We start from the raw sequence: 17825 nt of genomic DNA, 5'->3' as shown, positions 1-17825 counted from the left end.
AGACCGACCGCGCGGTATGCCGAGTGTTGAATTCAGGTGCTCTGAACGTAGGACTCTCGCGCCGTGGAGGTTGGACTCTCGCGGGGTCAGGTGGTGCGGTAGGTGCCGGGGCTCGTGCCGGTCCACCGCTTGAACGCGCGGTGGAAGGCGCTCGCCTCGGAGAAGCCCAGGCGCAGCGCCAGTTCCTCCACCGACTCGCCGCCGCGCACCAGGCTCGCCACGGCCTGGTCGCGCAGCAGCTGCTCGCGCACCTCGCGGAACGACGTGCCCTCCGCGGCCAGCTTCCGCCGCAACGTCGGCGCGCTCATCCCCAGCCGCGCCGCCACGTTCTCCAGACCCACCACGCCGCCGCCGAGCATCCGCCGCACCTGGCTGGACGCGTCCGCGCCGTAATCGCGCCGGGACAGCAACTCGGCCGGTGAATTGCGCAGGAACCGCCGCAACGCGGCTTCGTCCTGCACTACCGGCATCCGCAGGAACCGCGCGTCGAAGGTCAACGTGGTCGCGGGTGCGGAGAACCGCAGCGGAGCTCCGAAGATCAGGTGGTATTCCGCGCCGTGCGGCGGTTCGGGATAGGCGAGGTCGACCCCGCGCAACGGGATGCGGCGGCCGATCAGCCACGACGAGAACCGGTGCCAGAGCACCAGCAGCGACTCGACCAGGAACCGGTCCGGGTCGTCGACGCCCGCCGCCGACAGGGTGAACGCGGCCACGCCGTCGTGCTCGTCCAGCGCCATCCCCGGCCGCACGTCGAACAGCTCGTAGAACGCCAGACCGCGCCGCAGGGCGTCGTCCAGTGACGCGCAGTGCACGGCGAGCAGGCACATGGTCGGGAACGTGCCGCGCTTGCTCGGCCGCGGCCCCAGGCCCATGAACTCGTCGTCCAGCGCGTCCCAGAGCGCTTGGACGAGCTTGGTGTACTGGGCGGGCGTCACGCGGGCGCGCTCGTCGGAGACCAGGGCTTCGCCGATGCCCGCGGTCGCGAGCAGCCGCGTGACGTCGACGCCACGCCGCACGGCGCCACGCAGCGCGGCGTTGACGTAGTGGATGGCGATGGTCCTGGTGAGCATCACTCACAGTGTGCAGCACGGTGGGCCGCGGGCCGTGAGCGGCGGCGCGGAACGGGGAGAGAAAGCGCCGCGCCGCCGCCAACGGTGGCCCACCCCAGTGAGCCGGCTCCTCGTCGATGGGGCATCCGCCCGCCCATCCACGAGGGACGTTGTGCCCCTACTGTAGGTGGTCTAGACCAGATACGTCAATACGGCGAAAAGGCTATAAATGGACCAGACCACCGCGCATTTGTTTCCCCTATGTGTCAGCCCTGTTCCAACGGGGCCACCGCGAAACCGGCGGAAAACCTCTTGCACCAGATCACGACGCTGCGGACGGTGCTCAAGTCGGCGTCGGCGGGCACCGCGTACACCTGGTTGCCGCGATTCGCCTTCAGTTCACCCAGGTTCGTGAAACCGGAGCCGAAGGCCGTTTCGGGCGAGTCCGACGGCTTGTCCGACAGGTACACGTAGAGGTCCGGTCCGTCGCTCGTGTCCAACGCCTCGAACTGCACCGCGTGACCGCCCTCGGGCAACCGGACCAACGTGGCGCTCCCGGTCGTCGCGTGCTCCAGCGAGCGGAACGGCCCGGAGGCCAGCGCGACCGGGCCCGCGGGCGGGGCGGGTGTCGTGGTGACCGGGGCCGACGTCGTCGTCCCGGCCGCCGAGGTCGTGGTCGTGGTCGAGGCCGGCAACAGCAGCGCCTCGTCGGCCGTCCGGTCGGTCAACAGCCGCCACGGCTGGAACAGGTACAGCCCCACCACCAGGGCGACCACCAGCACACCGGCCACACCGATCACCACTACCCGCTTGGACATCTCACGCCTTTCCGGAGTCGACTGCTACCGGACAACTCTGGCGAACCGGACGCCGGTTGGCGGCCGGAACGCGATTACGAAGTTCTGACGTCTGCCGTCCCGCGTTGTCAGGGTCGCCGGGTGGGTGAACGGGCCGGGTTGGCGATCGTGTGCGCGCTGATGCTGACCTGCGCCGCGCTCGGTCCCTTCCCGCACCCGGTGCCGCTGCTGTTCGTGATCGCCGCGGTCGGCGCCGCCAACGCCGCGTTCCCGTTGATGCGCACGTTCGGGTCCGCGCTGCTCGGCGGGGTCGCGGCGGCCGGCATCGGCCTAGCCTCCGTGCCGTACGTGACCTGCTCCTCAAGTTCACGAACGTGTTCACCTGCACGGGTGACGCACCGACCTGGCACATGATCGGCGCCGTGCTCGTGGCCGGGCTGTCCGGCGCCGGTCTCGTACCGGCCCGGGTGCTGGGCACGGCGGTGCTGGAACGCAGGCTCGCCGCCGGTCCGGACCGGGCCGGGCGCCGGTGAGCGTGACGTGGCGGCAGGTCGCGGCGTGGCGCACCCGCAGGCACTTCCTCGACGCCCGGCGACCGGCCGGCGAGGCGTGGGAGGTGGTCTCGCGGCTGTGCGGGCTGCACGCGCAGCTCATGCCCTCGGCCGAGGCGACGTTGAGCGCACGCGTCGACGGGCTCGCGGACGACGCCGTCGACCGGGCGCTGTGGACCGACCGCACGCTGGTCAAGACGTGGTCGACGCGCGGCACGCTGCACCTGCTGCCCGCCGCCGGGTACCCGCTCTGGCAGGCCGGGTTCGCCACCTACCGGCACTACCTCGAGCCGGTGTGGCTGCGGAACTTCCACCTCAGCGCCGAGGAGCCGACCGCGCTGGTCGACGCGGTGGGCGAGGCGTTGGCGGACCGCGTGCTGACCCGCGCCGAGCCGGCCGACGAGGTCGCCGCGCGCACGTCCGCGCACATCGGCGAGAAGCTGCGGGAGAGCTGGGGCGCGTACCTCAAGCCCGCGTCGTTCCAGGGCAGGCTGCTGTTCGGGCCGGGCGAGGGCCGGTTCGTCCGGTTCACCGCGCCGCGCACGTGGCTCGAGGTCGACCCGGCGGCGGCGGGGGCGGGCGCGGTCGAGGAGATCGCGTTGCGGTTCCTGGCCCAGCAGGGACCCGCGACCAGGGAGGACTTAGCGCGCTGGTGGGTGTGAGCCCGGCCGGCGGCGGGCGGGTGTTCACCGCGCTCGGCGACCGGGTCGAGCCCGTCGACGTCGAGGGCGCGCCGCACTGGGCGCGGGCGGAGGACGTCGCGGGACTGCGCGCGGCGGAGCCGGTGAAGACCGCGCGGCTGCTGCCGGCGTTCGACCAGTACGTCGTCGCGGCAACACGTCACGCCACGCACCTTCTCGATGGTGGGACACCCGAAATGGTGTACCGACCGCAGGGATGGCTGTCTCCCGTACTCATGGTGAACGGAATGCTCGCCGGCGTCTGGTCGCAGGAGCGCAGGGGCGGCCGGTGGCCGTCACCGTCGAGCCGTTCCGCTCGTTGTCCGCTGCGGCACGGAAAACCGTGCTCAACGAGGTGGACCGGATGACGGACCCGACCGAGGTGCACTGGGTCGGGTGAGACGGGTCCGGCGGGCTGTACTGTTCAGCCGCTCACCGTTGCGCCACAAGTGCGTTCTGTTAGGAGGCTTGCTGTGCGGGTGCTGTGGGCCACGTGCGGCTTGGCCGTGGCGGCGTCGGCGCTGGTCGGTGTCCTCCTCGGGGTGTACCTCGACGGGGTGACCGACGAGCAGCAGGCCGATACCCCCGCCTCGACGTGGATCACCGATCGGCCGACGACCAGCAGCGTCACCACGCCGCCGAGTTCCGCCACCGCGGACGCCATCTCGTCGCCGGCGAGCTCGACCACCGCGGTCCGGACCACCACGACGACGACGCCACCACCGGCCGCGCCGCCGCCACCGGAGACGTCGACCGAGGCGCCGCCGACGACCACCACGACCACGACGGTGAAGAACACCGAGTGGCCGTGCAGCCCGCTCAACCCGCTGCCGCCACCGCACTGCCGGGACTGAGCGCCGGAGGGCCATACCTCACGTCGCCGAAACGCCCGCGTCCCCGCGCCGCAACCTGGGCCGTCCAGCCTGGTCGCATGGACACCACACCGAACACCTGGCGGCTGCGCGTCGAGCTGGACGACAGTCCCGGCGCCCTGGCCCGGGTGACCATCCGGCTGGCGCACCAGGACTGCAACGTGCTGGCGCTGTCCGTGATCCCGGTGCCCGGCGGTGTGCTGGACGAGCTCGTGGTCCAGGCCGCGCCCGGTCTGCTGCCCGCGGACCTGGTGGACGCGGTGCGCGCGGAGGGCGGCCGGTGCGTGGGCATCACGGCCGCCGACCTGCGCGACCTGGTCGACGCGCCGACGGCGGCGTTGCGCGCCGCCGCGCTGGCGCTGCGCGACCCGAACGCCGTCGGCGAGGCCCTGCGCGTCGTGATGGGGGCCGATTCGGTGGTCGTCAAGCCCGCCGAGCCCGGCGCCGCCCCCGAGACCCGACCCGCACCCCACCGCGAGGTCGACTTCCGGGCGGGCGGGCCCGCGGCGCCGGAGGAGGCGCCGGCCTACACCGTCAAGCGCGGCTGGTCGCCGTTCACGCAGGTCGAGCTGGCCCGGGGGCAGGCGTTGATCGACCTGCTGGCCGCGGCCGGCGCGGCGGAGCCCCGGCCGACCGCGCTGCTGACCGACGACGGCATGGCGCTCGTGCTGCGGGCCGGCCGCGCCGGCGACGAGGAGGCGCTCGCCGAGCTGCACTCCCGCTGCTCGATGGGCACCCTGTTCAGCCGGTACCACTCGGGCCTGCGGACCGTGCCGAGGCGGTGGCTGCACCGGCTGCTCACCCCGCCGCGCGGCAGCACCGCGGTGGCGCAGTGCGCGGACCGGGTGGTCGCCCTGGGGCAGCTGATCCCGACGTCCAGCCCCGACTGCGCCGAGGTGTCGTTGCTGGTGGAGGACGAGTGGCAGGGCCGCGGGGTGGGCACCGCGCTGCTCGGCTCGCTGGCCGGCGCGGCGCGGGCGGCCGGGTACCGGGAGCTGGTCGGCTGGTGCCTGCCGGCGGAGACCGGTCTGGTGCGCACCGCGGCCCGCGCGGGGCTGCCGACTTCGGTGCGCCGCGAGGACGGGTTGCTGCGGGTCGCGGTCGCCACCGGCGGTTCGCCCGTCACCGGTCCGGGTCGTCTTGAGAGCGCTTCCCGGCAGGTCGCCTCCGGCTAAGCTGGGTTCGTAGCGCGATCGTCGAGGAGTGGTGCTCGTGTCGGTTCAATCGCACTCAGGCGCGCGGCCCACGTTGGAGGACGTGGCGGCCAAGGCCGGCGTCTCCCGTGCGACGGCGTCGCGGGTGCTCAACGCGTCGCCCAGGGTGAGCCCGGAGGCGCACGAGGCGGTCACGGCGGCGGTGATGGAGCTGGGCTACCAGCCGAACCAGGCCGCGCGGGCGCTCGTGACCAGGCGTTCCGGCGCGGTGGCGGTGGTGTTCTCCGAGCCCGAGCCGAAGATCTTCGACGACCCCCACTTCGCGTGGCTGATCCGCTCGGCGGCGCGGTCGCTGGCCGACGCGGACGTGCAGATGGTGCTCATGCTGGTGCACTCGACGCAGGACCAGGCCCGCGCCGAGCGGTTCCTGGCGGGCGGGCACGTGGACGGCGCGTTGTTGTTCGCGCCGCACAAGGGCGACCAGCTGCCGACGGTGGCGCGCAAGCTGCCGCTGCCGGTGGTGTACGCGGGCCGGCCGTGGGGCTCGCTGCGCGGGCTGCACACCGTCGACCACGACAACGAGGGCGGCGGCCTGCTCGCCACCGAGCACCTGATCTCGTTGGGGCGCAAGAAGATCGTCTCGGTGACCGGTCCGCTCGACGAGCACTCGGCGATGGACCGGCTGGCCGGGTGGCGCACGGCGGTCGGCGCGGACGACGAGACCGCGGCGTTGATGACGGCCGACGGCGGTTTCTCCCGCGAGGGCGGCAAGAAGGCGATGGAGGCGCTGCTGGGCCGCGTGCCGGACCTGGACGCGGTGTTCGTCGCGTCGGACCACATGGCGGCCGGTGTGCTGGACGCGGTGCGCGAGGCGGGCAAGCGGGTGCCGGAGGACGTGGCCATCGTGGGGTTCGACGACCACCCGATGATCGCGCCGCACACCACGCCCTCGTTGACGAGCGTGCGGCAGGACACCAGCGCGCAGGTCCGCCACATGGTGACCCACCTGCTGCGGCTGCTGCGCGGCGAGACGATCCGGGCGCGCCGCGAGGTCCTGCCCACCACGCTGGTCCGCCGCGAGTCCGCGTAGCGGGACAGGTCGGGCCGGCACGGGGCCGGCCGCGGGCGGGTGAGCGCCGGGCGGGGGCCGCCGCGGCGACATGCGGCCCCCGACCGACAGGTCACGGCAGGTCGTGCCCGGCGGCCGGGACGGCGTTGGCGCCGATCACCCCGGCCAGCGTCCTGCCGCTCCGCTTCACCGTGCGCACCTGGGTGTCGTAGTCCACGTGCACGATGCCGAACCGCTGGCTGTACCCCGCCGCCCACTCGAAGTTGTCCAGCAGCGACCAGGCGAAGTACCCGCGCACGTCGATACCCGCCTCGACGGCCCGGTGCACCGCGCGCAGGTGGTCCACCAGGTACCGGGTGCGCTCCTCGTCCACCACCTCGCCGTCCTCGACCACGTCCGGGAACGCCGAGCCGTTCTCCGTGACGAACAGCGGCAGGCCGACCTCGCGCTGGAGGCGTTCCAGCAACGCGGTGAGGCCGGTCGCGTCGACCTCCCAGCCGAACCCGGTCACCTCGCCGCGCGCCGGCAGGAACTCGACCCCGCGCAGACCCGGGAACGGCCCGCCGCTCACCTCCAGCGGGTCGGCCGTGGCGGCGACGCGGGTCGGGGCGTAGTAGTTCACGCCCATCCAGTCGATCGGCGAGGCGATCACCTCCAGGTCGCCCTCGCGCACCACGGCCGTCCAGTCACCCAGCCACGCGGTGTCCTCGACGACGTCCCGCGGGTAGCCGCGACCGGCCAGCGGGTCGAGGAACAGGCGGTTCTGCAGGCCGTCGACCTTGCGCGCCGCGTCGAGCTGCGAGTCGTCGTCCACCGTCAGGGCGCAGAAGTTCAGCACGATGGAGAGCTCGTGGTCGTCCGGCGCCTGGTCCCGCATCACCTGCACGGCCAGGCCGTGCCCGAGCAGGAGGTGGTGGGCGGCCTCCAGCGACGCCTTCGGGTCGACCACCCCGGGCGCGTGGATGCCGTTGGCGTACCCGAGGAACGCCGAGCACCACGGCTCGTTCAGCGTGGTCCACTGCCGCACCCGGTCGCCCAGGTGCTCGTGGGCCAGCGCGGCGTACTCGGCGAACCGGTAGGCGGTGTCGCGGTTGCGCCACCCGCCGTTGTCCTCCAACGCCTGCGGCAGGTCCCAGTGGTACAGCGTGACCACGGGCTCGATCTCCCGGCTGAGCAGCTCGTCCACCAGCCGGTCGTAGAACGCCAGCCCCCTCGGCTCGACCCGGCCCGCGCCGACCGGCTGGATGCGCGGCCACGCCAGCGAGAACCGGTACGCGCCCAGCCCCAGCTCCGCCATCAGCTCCACGTCGGAGGGGTAGCGGTGGTAGTGGTCGCACGCCGGGTCACCGGTGTCGCCGCCGAGCACCGCGCCCGGCGTGGCCGCGAACGTGTCCCAGATCGAGGGGCCGCGGCCGTCCGCCGTCGTCGCACCCTCGATCTGGAAGGACGCCGTCGCCGCTCCCCACAGGAAGCCCGGTGGGAAGCGCAGCACGTCCCGCCGGACCTCGGTGTCCGGGTCGGTTGTCGTCATGTACGAGTTCACCCCTTCACAGCGCCCTGCATGATCCCGCCGACGATCTGTCGCGCCAGCAGGATGAAGATCCCCACCACCGGCAGCACCGCGAGCGACGCGCCGGAGAGCATGAGCGAGTAGTCCGTGTAGTAACCGCTGGCCAACGTCGACAATGCCACCTGCACCGTGGGGCTGTCGTTGGGATCGAGCACGATCAGCGGCCAGAAGAAGTCGTTCCACGCGGTCATGAACGTGAACATGCCCATCACCGCCGCCTGCGGGCGCACCGCCGGGAACGCCACGTGCCAGAACGTCCGCAGCACCGAGCAGCCGTCCACCCGGGCCGCCTCGACCAGCTCGTGCGGCACGGACTCCTCGCACGCCTGCCGCATCCAGAACACCGAGAACGCGCCGATCAGCGCGGGCACGATCACCGCCTGGAGGGTGCCGTACCAGTCGAGGTCCGACATCAGCATGTAGAGCGGGATGACGCCCAGCTGCGTCGGCACCATCGAGGTGCCGACCACGACCAGGAACAGCGAGTTGCCGCCGCGGAACCGCAGCCGGGCGAACGCGAACCCGGCCAGCGTGCCCAGCACGACGTTGCTGATCGCCACCGTGCCCGCCACCACCATCGAGTTCTGCATGGCGAGCCAGAAGTCGACGGTGTCGAACACCCTGGTCAGGTTGTCGAACAGGTTCCCGCCCGGCACCAGCGACGGCACCGCGTCGCCCAGCGCGGAGTTGTCCTTGCTCGCGATGAGGAACGAGTAGTACAGCGGGAACACCGACGCGACCAGGATCACCACCAGCAGCGCGTAGGCGATCGGCCCGGAACGGGTGTGGCGCGTCGCGGTCACCGGCCTCACCCCTTCGACGCGATGCGCCGCGCCACCGCGAAGTTCACGACCGCGACCACCAGGATCACCAGGAACAGCACCCACGCGATGGCCGAGGAGTAACCCGCGTCGAACAACCGGAAGCCCTTCTCGTACAGGTACATCACCAAGGTCTGGAACTGCCGGTCGTCGCCGCCGGTGCCGGTGGCCGTGCCGCCCGGGTCGAACAGCTGCGGCTCCACGAACAGCTGCATCCCGCCGATCGTCGACACGATGACGGTGAACAGGATCGTCGGCCGGATGCTCGGCACGGTGATCGACCAGAACACCCGCAGGCGCGACGCGCCGTCCAGCATCGCCGACTCGTACATGTCCTTGGGCACCGACTGCATCGCGGCCAGGTAGATCAGCGCGTTGTAGCCGGTCCAGCGCCACACCACCATCGAGCTGATCGCCAGGTGGGACGCCCACGTCTCGGCGCGCCAGTCCACCGGGTCGACGCCGACGACGCCGAGCAGGGCGTTGACGACGCCGAAGTCGCGGCCGAAGAGCTGCGCGAACACCAGCGCCACCGCGGCCACCGAGATCACGTTCGGCAGCAGCACGCCCGCGCGCCAGAACGCCCGGCCGCGCAGGCCCCGGTCCAGCAGGGTGGCCAGGCCGAGCGCGGCGAACAGCTGCGGGATCGTGGAGAGCAGGAACAGGCTGACCGTGTTGCCCAGCGCGTTCCAGAAGTGCCCGTCCGACAGCAGTTCGGCGTAGTTGGCCAAGCCGGTGAAGCCCTGGTCGCCGTCGATGAGCTGCCAGTCGTGCAGCGAGACCCACGCGGTGTGGAGCAGCGGGTACAGGCCGAAGACCCCGAACACCACGAAGAACGGCGCGATGATCGCGTACGGCGTGTACTTCGTGTCGAGCCGGCCGAGCTTGTCCCGCCACGAGAGGCGTCGCGGCGGCGGCGGGGCGGGCGACGTGCCCCGCCCCGCCGCCGCCCGTTCCGGTGCGACCGTCACTTGGCCGCGTCCCGCGCTTCCCGGACCGCCTCGTCGAAAGCGTCCGAAGTGGACTGCTTGCCGGTCTCCACGCGGGAGAGCGCGTTGTTGAAGACCGGGGTCACCTTGGCGTCCTTGGTGCCGCGGTAGGTGGGCTTGAGGCTCTCCGCGGAGTTGCCGAAGATCTTGCCCACCGGCGCGCCGTTGAAGTACTCGTTGGTCGTCGCGGTGACCTCGGGGTCCTGGTACGCGGCGGGTTCGCTCGGCAGGTTCCCGGTCTCCTTGAAGATCCGCTTCTGCTGCTCGGGCGCGGTCAGCCACTTGGCCAGCTCGTAGGCCTCCCCGGGGTGCTCGGTCTGCTTGGGCACGGCCAGGAACGAGCCGCCCCAGTTGCCGCCGCCACCGGGCGCGGCGGCCACGTCCCACTTGCCCGCCGCCTCGTCGCCGGCGCCGGCCTTGATCAGCGCGAGCGCCCAGGCCGGGCACGTGGTGGTGGCGAAGGACGCCTGCTTGAGCGCGACGTTCCAGTCCTGGCTGAACGGGGCCAGCGCGCCGGTCTGCTTCTTCTCGCCCAGGCTCGCGGCGAGCGTGAAGGCCTGCTCCACCTTGTCGTTCTCGCCGCCGATGAACGAGTCGTCGGCCTTGGCGAAGTAGCCCTCCTCGGTCTGGTCGAGGATCGCCTTGTAGACGTTCTGGGCGGTGTCGACGAACTTCACGTCCGGCGTCGCCCGGGTGAAGGTGTCCGCGACCTTCAGGTACTCGTCCCAGGTCGGCCACAGCTCGCCGACGGCGTCGCGGTCGGTGGGCAGGCCGGCGGCCTCGAACAGGTCACGCCGGTAGCACAGGGCGAGGCTGCCCATGTCGGTGCCGAGGCCGAGCACGAAGTTCCCGCCGTCGGTGGTGCCCTGGTTCCACTTCCAGGCCGCCCACTGGCCCTCCAGCTCCTTGGCGCCGTGGTCCGCGAGGTTCACGAACTTGTCCTTGGACTGGCGGAACTGCGCGATGTTGCCCTCTTCGATGGCCACGATGTCGGCCGCGCCCCGACCACCCGCGAGCTGCGTGGCGAGCTGCGTGTGGTGCTGCTCCATCTTGACCGTGCGCTGCTCGATCTCGATGTCCGGGTGCGCCGCCTGGTACTCCTTGATCAGCGTGGTGTAGCCGAAGTCGGAGAAGATCCCGATCGACAGCTTGATCTTGCCGTCGCCCGCGCCGCCTCCCCCGCCACCGCAGGCCGCCACCAGCGTGGCCGCCAGGGCCACCGCGGTGATCGACGTCGCCCGACCGCCCAGAGTCCTGCTCATCCGTCCTCCTCGACGCGCTCGCCGGGCTCGGACCCGACGCCATGAGAGCGCTCTCACAGTCGTGAGTCCCGGTCCGCGCGTCAACCCGGGAAGTACCGGTCGACACCGTTCCGCAACATTCTGAAGCGCTCTCGTGCGCCGACCGTGACGGCACGCGACTGTCCGTGAACCCGGCGGCGGGGGCGTGGAAGCCGGGTGGCCCGGCCCTCGCCCGGGCCACCCCGCACCCTGTTAGAGGCGGTTGCCCACCGGATGTGACGCGTGCTCAGCAGGAAATCTGTGACCCCCGTCGCACGGAGATCAGCCCGCAGCGGTCGGCGCCGGGCGACGTCCGCAGGGCTCGGCGTGGCCTCGGTCACCTGGGCGGAGGCCTCGGGCGCAGGGTGGACGAGCGGCCGTTGACGGTCCTGGAAGTCGCCCACCGCGATCAGGACCGCGCGGGCGCTGGTGACGTGCTGCCCGGTGCCGGGGCGGCTTCCTCACCCGCTTCGACGTGGGCGAACCCGCCTGCGACCACCAGGCGGGTGAGGCGCCTGCCCCGCGCAGCGCGGAACCCGGTGGCCCGCTCCTCCCCCGAAGAAGAGCGGGCCACCGGGTTTCCTCACGCCTCGGCCATCCCCGCGACGACCGAGGTCCTGGCGGCGCGCCGGGCGGGTAGCGCGGCGGCCACGATCGCGGCGACCACGGCGCCGGCCAGCATCACGCCGATCTGCCCGAAGGGCACGACCAGGTCGACCGCGAGGGTGTCGGTGGACAACGCCTCGGTGATCACCCAGCCGAAGCCGATGCCGAGCAGCAGCCCGATCGCCGCGCCCATCAACGCCATCAGCACCGACTCGACCACCAGCATCAGCCGCAGCTGGCCGCGCGTCAGCCCCAGCGCCCGCAGCAGCGCCGACTCGCGCGTCCGCTCCAGCACCGACAGCGTCAACGTGTTCGCGATGCCGAACAACGCGATCACCACGGCCAGCCCGATCAACGCCCAGATGAACCCCAGCACCTGGTTGAGCTGCTGGTTGAGCTGCTCCTTGGTCTCGGCCGCGCTGTCGAGCATCGCCAGCGGCGAGGGGTCGGTGACCTTCTCGACCGCCGCGCGCCCGTTCACGGCGCCGTCCTTCAGCTTGACCAGGATGCTGTCGTAGCCCTCGGCGGCCTGCTCGAACCGCAGCGACGTCTCCATCGTCATGATCCCGTCGGACAGCCGCTGGCCCTCGACCACCGCGACCACCTCAAGGTCCTGCGCCTCACCCCGACCCGGTTTGAACGACACCACCGAGCCGATCGACACGTTGCGGCGCTTGGCGTAGTCCGCGTTCACCGCGACCGTGCCGTCCCGGAGGTCGTCGAGCGACCCGCTGGTCACCGTCGGCCGGAACAGGCTGCCGAGCGCGTCGCGCGTGATGCCGGTGAAGTACTCGCGCTCCCCGTAGACGACGGTGGTGGGCGCGACCTGCGCCACCTCCGGCACGGCGGCCAGCTGGTCGGCCAGCTCCCGGGGCAGCGGCCGGTCGTAGACGGCGGAGGTCACCGTGTAGTCGGCGGGCATCCGCTGGTCGATCTCGGCGTTCGCGGTCTCCTTGGCGCTGTTGGCGACCACGGTCACCAGCGACACGATCGTCACGCCGATCATCAACGCCGCGGTGGTCGCGGCGGTGCGCTTGGGGTTGCGGCCCGCGTTGGCCGACGCGAGCTTGGCGGGCACGCCGAGCACCGCCCGGGGCAGCGCGCCGAGCACCCGGTTGACCGGGCCGACCAGCAGCGGACCCAGCACGAGCACCGCGGCCAGCAGCGCCATCGTGCCCGCACCGCTGGTGATCATGGCGGCTTCCTCGTCGTCCATGCCCATGCCGAACACCACCGCGCCGACGCCGACCACCAGGAACAGCCCGGCGGTCAGCACGCGCACCACACCGGTGCGGGAGACCTCCTCGCCGCTGTCGGGCTGGCTGCGCAGCGCGGCCACCGGCGCGACCCGGGTCGCCTTGCGGGCGGGCAGCACCGCGGCGAGCACGGTGACCAGCGTGCCGACGGCGAACGCGGCGGCCACCGTCGTCCCCGTCACGGGCAGCAGCACGGCGCCCTCGCCGCCGTTGAACGAGAACATCACCCGTTGCAGCAGGGCGGACACGCCGATGCCGCCGAGCAGGCCGATCACCGACGCGGTCAGGCCCATCACCAGCGCCTCGGCCAGCACCCCGCGGAACACCTGGCCGCGGCTCGCGCCGACGCAGCGCATGAGCGCCAGCTCGCGGGTGCGCTGGGCGACCAGGATGGTGAACGTGTTGTAGATGACCATCGCCGCGACGATCAGCGCGATGATCGCGAACGCCAGCAGCAGCGACGTGAACTCGCCCGCCTGGGACTCGACCCGCTGCAACGTCTCCTCGGTCAGCTCCGCGCCGCTCTGGATCTTGAAGCCCCGGTCGCCGATGGCCTGCCGGACGTTGTCCACCACCTGCTGCTGGGTGAACCCGGCCGCGGCGGTGGCGACCACCTGGTACGGCGGGCGTTCCGGCTCCAGCGCCTGGAAGCCCTCGGGGGTGAGCCCGACGTGGTCGTAGCCCGCCAGCGACAACTGGTTCGTGCCCTGCTGGTAGGTGCCGACGAGCGTGTACGTGTGCCGCGACTCCTCCTTGCCCAGCAGCACGACCGGCTGGCCGATCGTCAGCTTGGCGGTGGAGGCGGTGCGCTTGTCGACCGCGATCTCGTCGTCCTCGGTCGGGTAGCGCCCCTCGACCAGGTCGAACTCGCGCAGCTTCTCGTTGCTCGCCAGCGGGACGGCCCACGCGGGCTTGGCCTTGCCGTTGGCCGCGACCACCGGCACCTGCTGGAAGTCGCGCGGGTCGGCGCCCGCCACGCCCGGCGCCTGCCGGATCTTCGCCAACGTCTCCGGGGTGATGCCCGGGATGTCGGTGGACTCGCCGGACGACGACCCGCCGTCCACGGTGACCGAGACGTCCACGTTGCGCGCGTCCTTGGCGAACTCGTCGCGCAGGCTCGCGTTCATGGCGTCGCCGAGCACCAGCGTGCCGGTCACGAAGGCGACGCCGAGGGCGATCGCCACCGAGGACAGCACGAGCCGCGCGGTGCGGGCCTTGAGGCCCGCGATGATCGTGCGCAGCATCAGGTCACGCCCCCAGGTGCTTGAGGGCGGACAGCACGGAGTCGGCGGTCGGGTTGTCGATCTCGCCGGCGAGGTGGCCGTCGGCCATCAGCACCACGCGGTCGGCGTAGGACGCGGCGACCGGGTCGTGCGTCACCATGATCACGGTCTGGCCGAGCTTGCGCACGGACATGCGCAGGAAGTCGAGCACCTCGGCGCCGGAGCGCGAGTCGAGGTTGCCGGTGGGCTCGTCGGCGAACACCACGTCGGGCCGGGCGACCAGGGCGCGGGCGCAGGCCACGCGCTGCTGCTGGCCGCCGGACAGCTCGGTCGGCTTGTGCTTGAGCCGGTCGCGCAGGCCGAGCACGTCCACGATGGTGTCGAACCACTCGCGGTCGGGTTTGCGGCCGGCCAGTTCGAGGCCGAGGAGGATGTTGGCCTCGGCGGTGAGGGTGGGCAGCAGGTTGAACGCCTGGAAGACGAACCCGACCCGGTCGCGGCGCAGCCGGGTCAGCTCCTTGTCGCCCAGCGAGGTGATCTCGGTGCCGCCGATGTGGACGCTGCCGCCGTCGACGTTGTCCAGCCCGGCCAGGCAGTGCATCAGCGTGGACTTGCCGGAGCCGGACGGGCCCATGATGGCGGTGAACCTGCCCGCCGTGAACTCGACGCTGACACCGTCGAGCGCCCGCACGGCGGTGTCGCCCTTGCCGTACACCTTCACCAGGTTCGCGGCGGCTACAGCGGTGCGGGTTCCGACGTCGGACACCAGTGCGGACATGCTCCCTCAATTCCTCGGGTCTGGCTGACGTCGAGAAAGCTATGGGGCACGCGGGTCGGCAGGCGTCACCTCGGCGGCGGAACCGGAGGTCAACCGGCGGGATGACGGGCACTAGTCCCGAGGTCTGACGAAGCCTGCTCGACGGGCTGCCCGGGCAGGTCCAGCAGGCCGCGGTCGAACGCGTTGGCCACCGCCTCGGCCCGCCTGCTCGCGCCGAGCTTGGCCATGATCCGGCTCAGGTGCACGCTGACCGTCTTCTCCGAGATGTAGAGCTCCTCGCCGACCTGGCGGTTGGTGCGGCCCAGCGCGACCAGCTCCAGCACGGACCGCTCGCGCGGCGTGAACGGGTCCACCCGGTCACGCGGCCCGACGTCGCGCAACGCCACCCGGGCCCGCCGGGCGACCAGGTCGAGCACCTCGCGCAACGGCGCCGCGCCCAGCTCGTCGGCCACCGCGCTGGCCAGCCGCAGCTCCGCCGCGGCTTCCTCGCGCCGGTCCGCGCCGAGCAGCGCCTCGGCCAGCCGCCACCGGCAGACGGCCTGCTCGAACACCGATCCGAAGCCGAACACGTCGACCGCGCACCGCCACCGGTCCGGGTCGCCCGCGCCGGTCAACCGCGACTCCTCGGCCGCCGCGCGCGCCAGCCACGCCCGTCCTTCCGGGCCGAGCACGCCGGTGCGGGGCATCCCCATCTCGGCGGTCGTGCGCGCGTACTCGGCCAGCTCCCGACCGGCCCGCACGGCCTGCTCCTCGGCCTCCCGGTCCTTGCGCCGCCGGGCCCGCGCGGCGATCTCCACGTGCCCCGCCACGCCCAGGGCGGCCAGCCGGATGCCGGCCAGCGTCCACTCGCCCTCTTTGCGCGACCAGCTGATGGCGTCCGCGATCCGGTCCACGGCCAGTTCCGGCTGACCGCGCCACAGCGCCAGCTCCGCGCCCGTGCCGCCGGTGATCAGCGCGATCTGGAGGTCGCGGTGCCAGTCCGCGCGCAGCTCCCGGATCATCCGGTCGGCCTGGTCGAACTCGCCCCGGCCGACCGCCACGTGCGTGCCCGCCGCGGCCAGCCGCGCCGACACCGTGCTGGAGACCCGCAGGCCGGGCGGTTCGGCGGCGGTCGCCGCGCCGTCCCACTCGCCGCGGTAGTACTTGGTCAGCACTTGGAGGATGCGCAGCTCCAGGCCGAACGAGCTCCACGTCAGGCCGGTCGCCTTGGCCCGCGCCACGCCCTCGTCGAACGCCCGGCCCGCCTCGGCCAGCTCGCCGAGGTCGTAGTGGTGCAGGCCGAGGTAGTACCGGGCCCGCAGCTCGGTGGTGACCGCGTCGGCCTCCATCGCGCACGCCACCGCGTCCGTCAGGTGCTCGCGCGCCCGCGAGATCTCCCCGTCGGGCTCGTCGAGCAGGCCCAACGTGGTCAGCCCGTCCGCGACGGCCGAGTCCGCGCCGGCCGCGCGGCCGTCCGCCACCGCCATCTCGGCGCGTTCACGGGCCTCCACGTACTTGCGGTCGTTGCGCAGCGCCGCCGCCCACACCGCCAGCACCCACGCGCGGGCCCGGCTCGCGGGCCGGTCCCGGACCAGCCGCCACGCCTCCTCCACCGCGTGGTACTTCTCGTCGTCGGTGCCGTCGAGCACCTGCAAAGCCTGCGCGAAGCGCCGCCACATCTCGGCGGCCTCCTCGGGGTCGGACTCGTCCACCGCGGTGGTGCCGGTCCGGGCGAACGCGATGGCCCGCTCGGGCTGGCCCGCCGTGCCCGCCGCCCACGACGCGCTGCGCAGCAGCGACAGCTCGGTCAGGCCGGCCGGCCGGTCGCCGGCGGGCACCGCGTGCCACAGCTTCAACGCCTGCTCCAGGTGCCGCAGCGACTCGGCGGGCGCGCCGGCCGCCTTGGCCTCCTCCCCCGCCTCGACCGACGCGCGCAGCGCGCGGACCAGGTCGTGGGACTCCAGGCTGTGGTGGGCCAGGGCGGCGGCGGCGCCCCGGCCGCCGGAGGACGCGAGCCGGTCCGCGTAGGCGGCGTGCAGCCGCACGCGCTCACCGGGCAGCAGGTCGAGGTAGACGGTCTCGCGCAGCAACGCGTGCCGGAACGTGTAGACCTCGGCGCCGTCGACCACCAGCACGTGGTGCTGCACGGCCTCGCGCAGCACGCCGTCCAGGCCGACGTCGTCCATCCCGGCCACGTCGCGCAGCAGGTCGTGGCGCACGGACCGGCCGCCGACGGACGCGACCCGCACCACGCGCTGCGCCTGCGGGGAGAGGCCCTCGATGCGGGTCAGCAGCACCTCGGCCAGCGTCCACGGCACCTCGCGGTCGCCGCAGCTGGCGACCGCGATCAGCTCCTCGGCGAAGAACGGGTTGCCGTCCGAGCGCTCGGCGACCTCCAGCACCACGTCGTCGGGCAGGTCGTCGGCCAGCGCGGCGACGAACGAGCGCGCGTCGATCGCGCTCAACGGGGTCAGGTCGAGCCGCTGCACGGCGGGCAGCCGCACCAGCTCGTTGAGCAGGGGCCGCAGCGGGTGGCTGCGGTGCAGGTCGTCGGACCGGTAGGTGGCGACGACGAGCAGCCGCTGCGCGCGCAGCCGGGAGAGCAGGAACGACAGCAGGTAGCGGGTGGAGGCGTCGGCCCAGTGCAGGTCTTCGAGCACCAGCAGCACGGGCCGCTCCTCGGCCAGCTCGCCGAGCAGGCCGTGCACCGCGTCGAACAGCTGGAGCTGGCCGACGTCCTGCTCGGGGCGGCGGCCGGTCAGGTGCGAGGGCAGACCGGACACCGACGTGCCGCCGTCGCGGCCCGCGGGCAGCGCCAGCTCCGGCAGCAGCAGGCCGAGGGCGGGCCGGGCCTCGACGTCGAGCAGACCGGCCTGCCGCACCTGCCCCAACGCCTCGGTGAAGGGCAGGTACGGCAGACCGGTCTCGCCGACGTCGAGGCAGCGGCCGTTGAGCACGAGCGCGTCGCCCGCCGTGGCGGACAGCTCGTCCACCAGCCGGGTCTTGCCGACGCCCGCGTCGCCGGCCAGCAGGACCGCGCCCGCCTCGCCGCGCGCGGCCTCGTCGAGGGCGGCGCGCAGCCTGGTCATCTCCCGGCTACGCGCCACCAAGGGAATTCCGGAACCGATGCGTGCCACACCAGGCATGCTGT

At 72.7% G+C, this 17825-nt stretch carries 14 protein-coding genes and 1 pseudogene; 5 read left to right on the top strand and 10 right to left on the bottom strand.

Annotated elements, in window-relative coordinates; genetic code table 11:
• Positions 1-86 precede the first annotated feature (86 nt).
• The 3 genes from EDD40_RS31810 to EDD40_RS31800 form a co-directional block, all read right to left on the bottom strand.
• Entirely contained in the window at positions 87-1070 is a 984-nt protein-coding gene (locus EDD40_RS31810; RefSeq protein WP_123746203.1) for an AraC family transcriptional regulator, read from the bottom strand.
• A 245-nt stretch (positions 1071-1315) separates the two neighbouring features.
• Positions 1316-1867, bottom strand: a complete 552-nt coding sequence (locus tag EDD40_RS31805; RefSeq protein WP_123746202.1) for a DM13 domain-containing protein — start codon at positions 1865-1867, stop codon at positions 1316-1318.
• A gap of 107 nt (positions 1868-1974) precedes the next feature.
• Positions 1975-2172, bottom strand: a complete 198-nt coding sequence (locus EDD40_RS31800) for a hypothetical protein (RefSeq protein ID WP_123746201.1) — start codon at positions 2170-2172, stop codon at positions 1975-1977.
• A gap of 48 nt (positions 2173-2220) precedes the next feature.
• Here EDD40_RS31800 and EDD40_RS42000 point away from each other — a divergent pair, with 48 nt between their 5' ends.
• From EDD40_RS42000 to EDD40_RS31780, 5 genes and pseudogenes are all read left to right on the top strand, one after another.
• Positions 2221-2379, top strand: coding sequence for a hypothetical protein (locus tag EDD40_RS42000; protein WP_170185259.1), 159 nt, complete (start codon positions 2221-2223; stop codon positions 2377-2379).
• A 119-nt stretch (positions 2380-2498) separates the two neighbouring features.
• A pseudogene (locus EDD40_RS44860) lies at positions 2499-3445 on the top strand (DNA glycosylase AlkZ-like family protein).
• 105 nt (positions 3446-3550) lie between these two features.
• Positions 3551-3931 (top strand): hypothetical protein, encoded by a 381-nt coding sequence (locus tag EDD40_RS31790; RefSeq protein WP_123746199.1) that lies wholly within the window; start codon positions 3551-3553, stop codon positions 3929-3931.
• Between the two features lie 77 nt (positions 3932-4008).
• Complete coding sequence (locus EDD40_RS31785) at positions 4009-5124, top strand: GNAT family N-acetyltransferase (protein ID WP_123746198.1); 1116 nt, start codon at positions 4009-4011, stop codon at positions 5122-5124.
• A 37-nt stretch (positions 5125-5161) separates the two neighbouring features.
• Positions 5162-6193 (top strand): LacI family DNA-binding transcriptional regulator, encoded by a 1032-nt coding sequence (locus EDD40_RS31780; protein ID WP_123748428.1) that lies wholly within the window; start codon positions 5162-5164, stop codon positions 6191-6193.
• A gap of 91 nt (positions 6194-6284) precedes the next feature.
• Here the strand turns inward: EDD40_RS31780 and EDD40_RS31775 are convergent, their stop codons facing one another.
• The 7 genes from EDD40_RS31775 to EDD40_RS31745 all read right to left on the bottom strand — a co-directional run bounded on the left by EDD40_RS31775 (position 6285) and on the right by EDD40_RS31745 (position 17820).
• A complete protein-coding gene (locus EDD40_RS31775; protein WP_123748427.1) occupies positions 6285-7703 on the bottom strand; it encodes a GH1 family beta-glucosidase in 1419 nt (472 codons plus the stop codon).
• An 8-nt stretch (positions 7704-7711) separates the two neighbouring features.
• Complete coding sequence (locus EDD40_RS31770) at positions 7712-8545, bottom strand: carbohydrate ABC transporter permease (protein WP_123748426.1); 834 nt, start codon at positions 8543-8545, stop codon at positions 7712-7714.
• A 5-nt stretch (positions 8546-8550) separates the two neighbouring features.
• Complete coding sequence (locus EDD40_RS31765) at positions 8551-9411, bottom strand: carbohydrate ABC transporter permease (protein ID WP_123748425.1); 861 nt, start codon at positions 9409-9411, stop codon at positions 8551-8553.
• A gap of 119 nt (positions 9412-9530) precedes the next feature.
• A complete protein-coding gene (locus EDD40_RS31760; protein ID WP_123746197.1) occupies positions 9531-10814 on the bottom strand; it encodes an extracellular solute-binding protein in 1284 nt (427 codons plus the stop codon).
• Between the two features lie 601 nt (positions 10815-11415).
• On the bottom strand, positions 11416-13938 hold the full coding sequence (locus tag EDD40_RS31755; RefSeq protein ID WP_123746196.1) for an ABC transporter permease: 2523 nt from the start codon (positions 13936-13938) through the stop codon (positions 11416-11418).
• A 4-nt stretch (positions 13939-13942) separates the two neighbouring features.
• Positions 13943-14695, bottom strand: a complete 753-nt coding sequence (locus tag EDD40_RS31750; protein ID WP_123746195.1) for an ABC transporter ATP-binding protein — start codon at positions 14693-14695, stop codon at positions 13943-13945.
• Positions 14696-14784: 89 nt separating this feature from the next.
• Positions 14785-17820 carry a helix-turn-helix transcriptional regulator gene (locus tag EDD40_RS31745; RefSeq protein ID WP_123746194.1) on the bottom strand — a complete coding sequence of 1012 codons (3036 nt, stop codon included), beginning with the start codon at positions 17818-17820 and terminating at the stop codon, positions 14785-14787.
• Positions 17821-17825 lie beyond the last annotated feature (5 nt).

This window comes from Saccharothrix texasensis (assembly GCF_003752005.1).
GTDB classification, from domain to species: Bacteria; Actinomycetota; Actinomycetes; order Mycobacteriales; family Pseudonocardiaceae; genus Actinosynnema; species Actinosynnema texasense.
Note: the sequence above shows the minus strand (reverse complement) of the source record. Positions and strands in the feature narration are given on the sequence as shown.

Coding starts and splice junctions, on each gene's coding strand:
- EDD40_RS31810 (WP_123746203.1), bottom strand. CDS start 1,070: ATGCTCACCAGGACCATCGCCATCCACTACGTCAACGCCGCGCTGCGT.
- EDD40_RS31805 (WP_123746202.1), bottom strand. CDS start 1,867: ATGTCCAAGCGGGTAGTGGTGATCGGTGTGGCCGGTGTGCTGGTGGTC.
- EDD40_RS31800 (WP_123746201.1), bottom strand. CDS start 2,172: ATGCCGGCCGCCGCGACCCCGCCGAGCAGCGCGGACCCGAACGTGCGC.
- EDD40_RS31785 (WP_123746198.1), top strand. CDS start 4,009: ATGGACACCACACCGAACACCTGGCGGCTGCGCGTCGAGCTGGACGAC.
- EDD40_RS31775 (WP_123748427.1), bottom strand. CDS start 7,703: ATGACGACAACCGACCCGGACACCGAGGTCCGGCGGGACGTGCTGCGC.
- EDD40_RS31760 (WP_123746197.1), bottom strand. CDS start 10,814: ATGAGCAGGACTCTGGGCGGTCGGGCGACGTCGATCACCGCGGTGGCC.
- EDD40_RS31755 (WP_123746196.1), bottom strand. CDS start 13,938: ATGCTGCGCACGATCATCGCGGGCCTCAAGGCCCGCACCGCGCGGCTC.
- EDD40_RS31750 (WP_123746195.1), bottom strand. CDS start 14,695: ATGTCCGCACTGGTGTCCGACGTCGGAACCCGCACCGCTGTAGCCGCC.
- EDD40_RS31745 (WP_123746194.1), bottom strand. CDS start 17,820: ATGCCTGGTGTGGCACGCATCGGTTCCGGAATTCCCTTGGTGGCGCGT.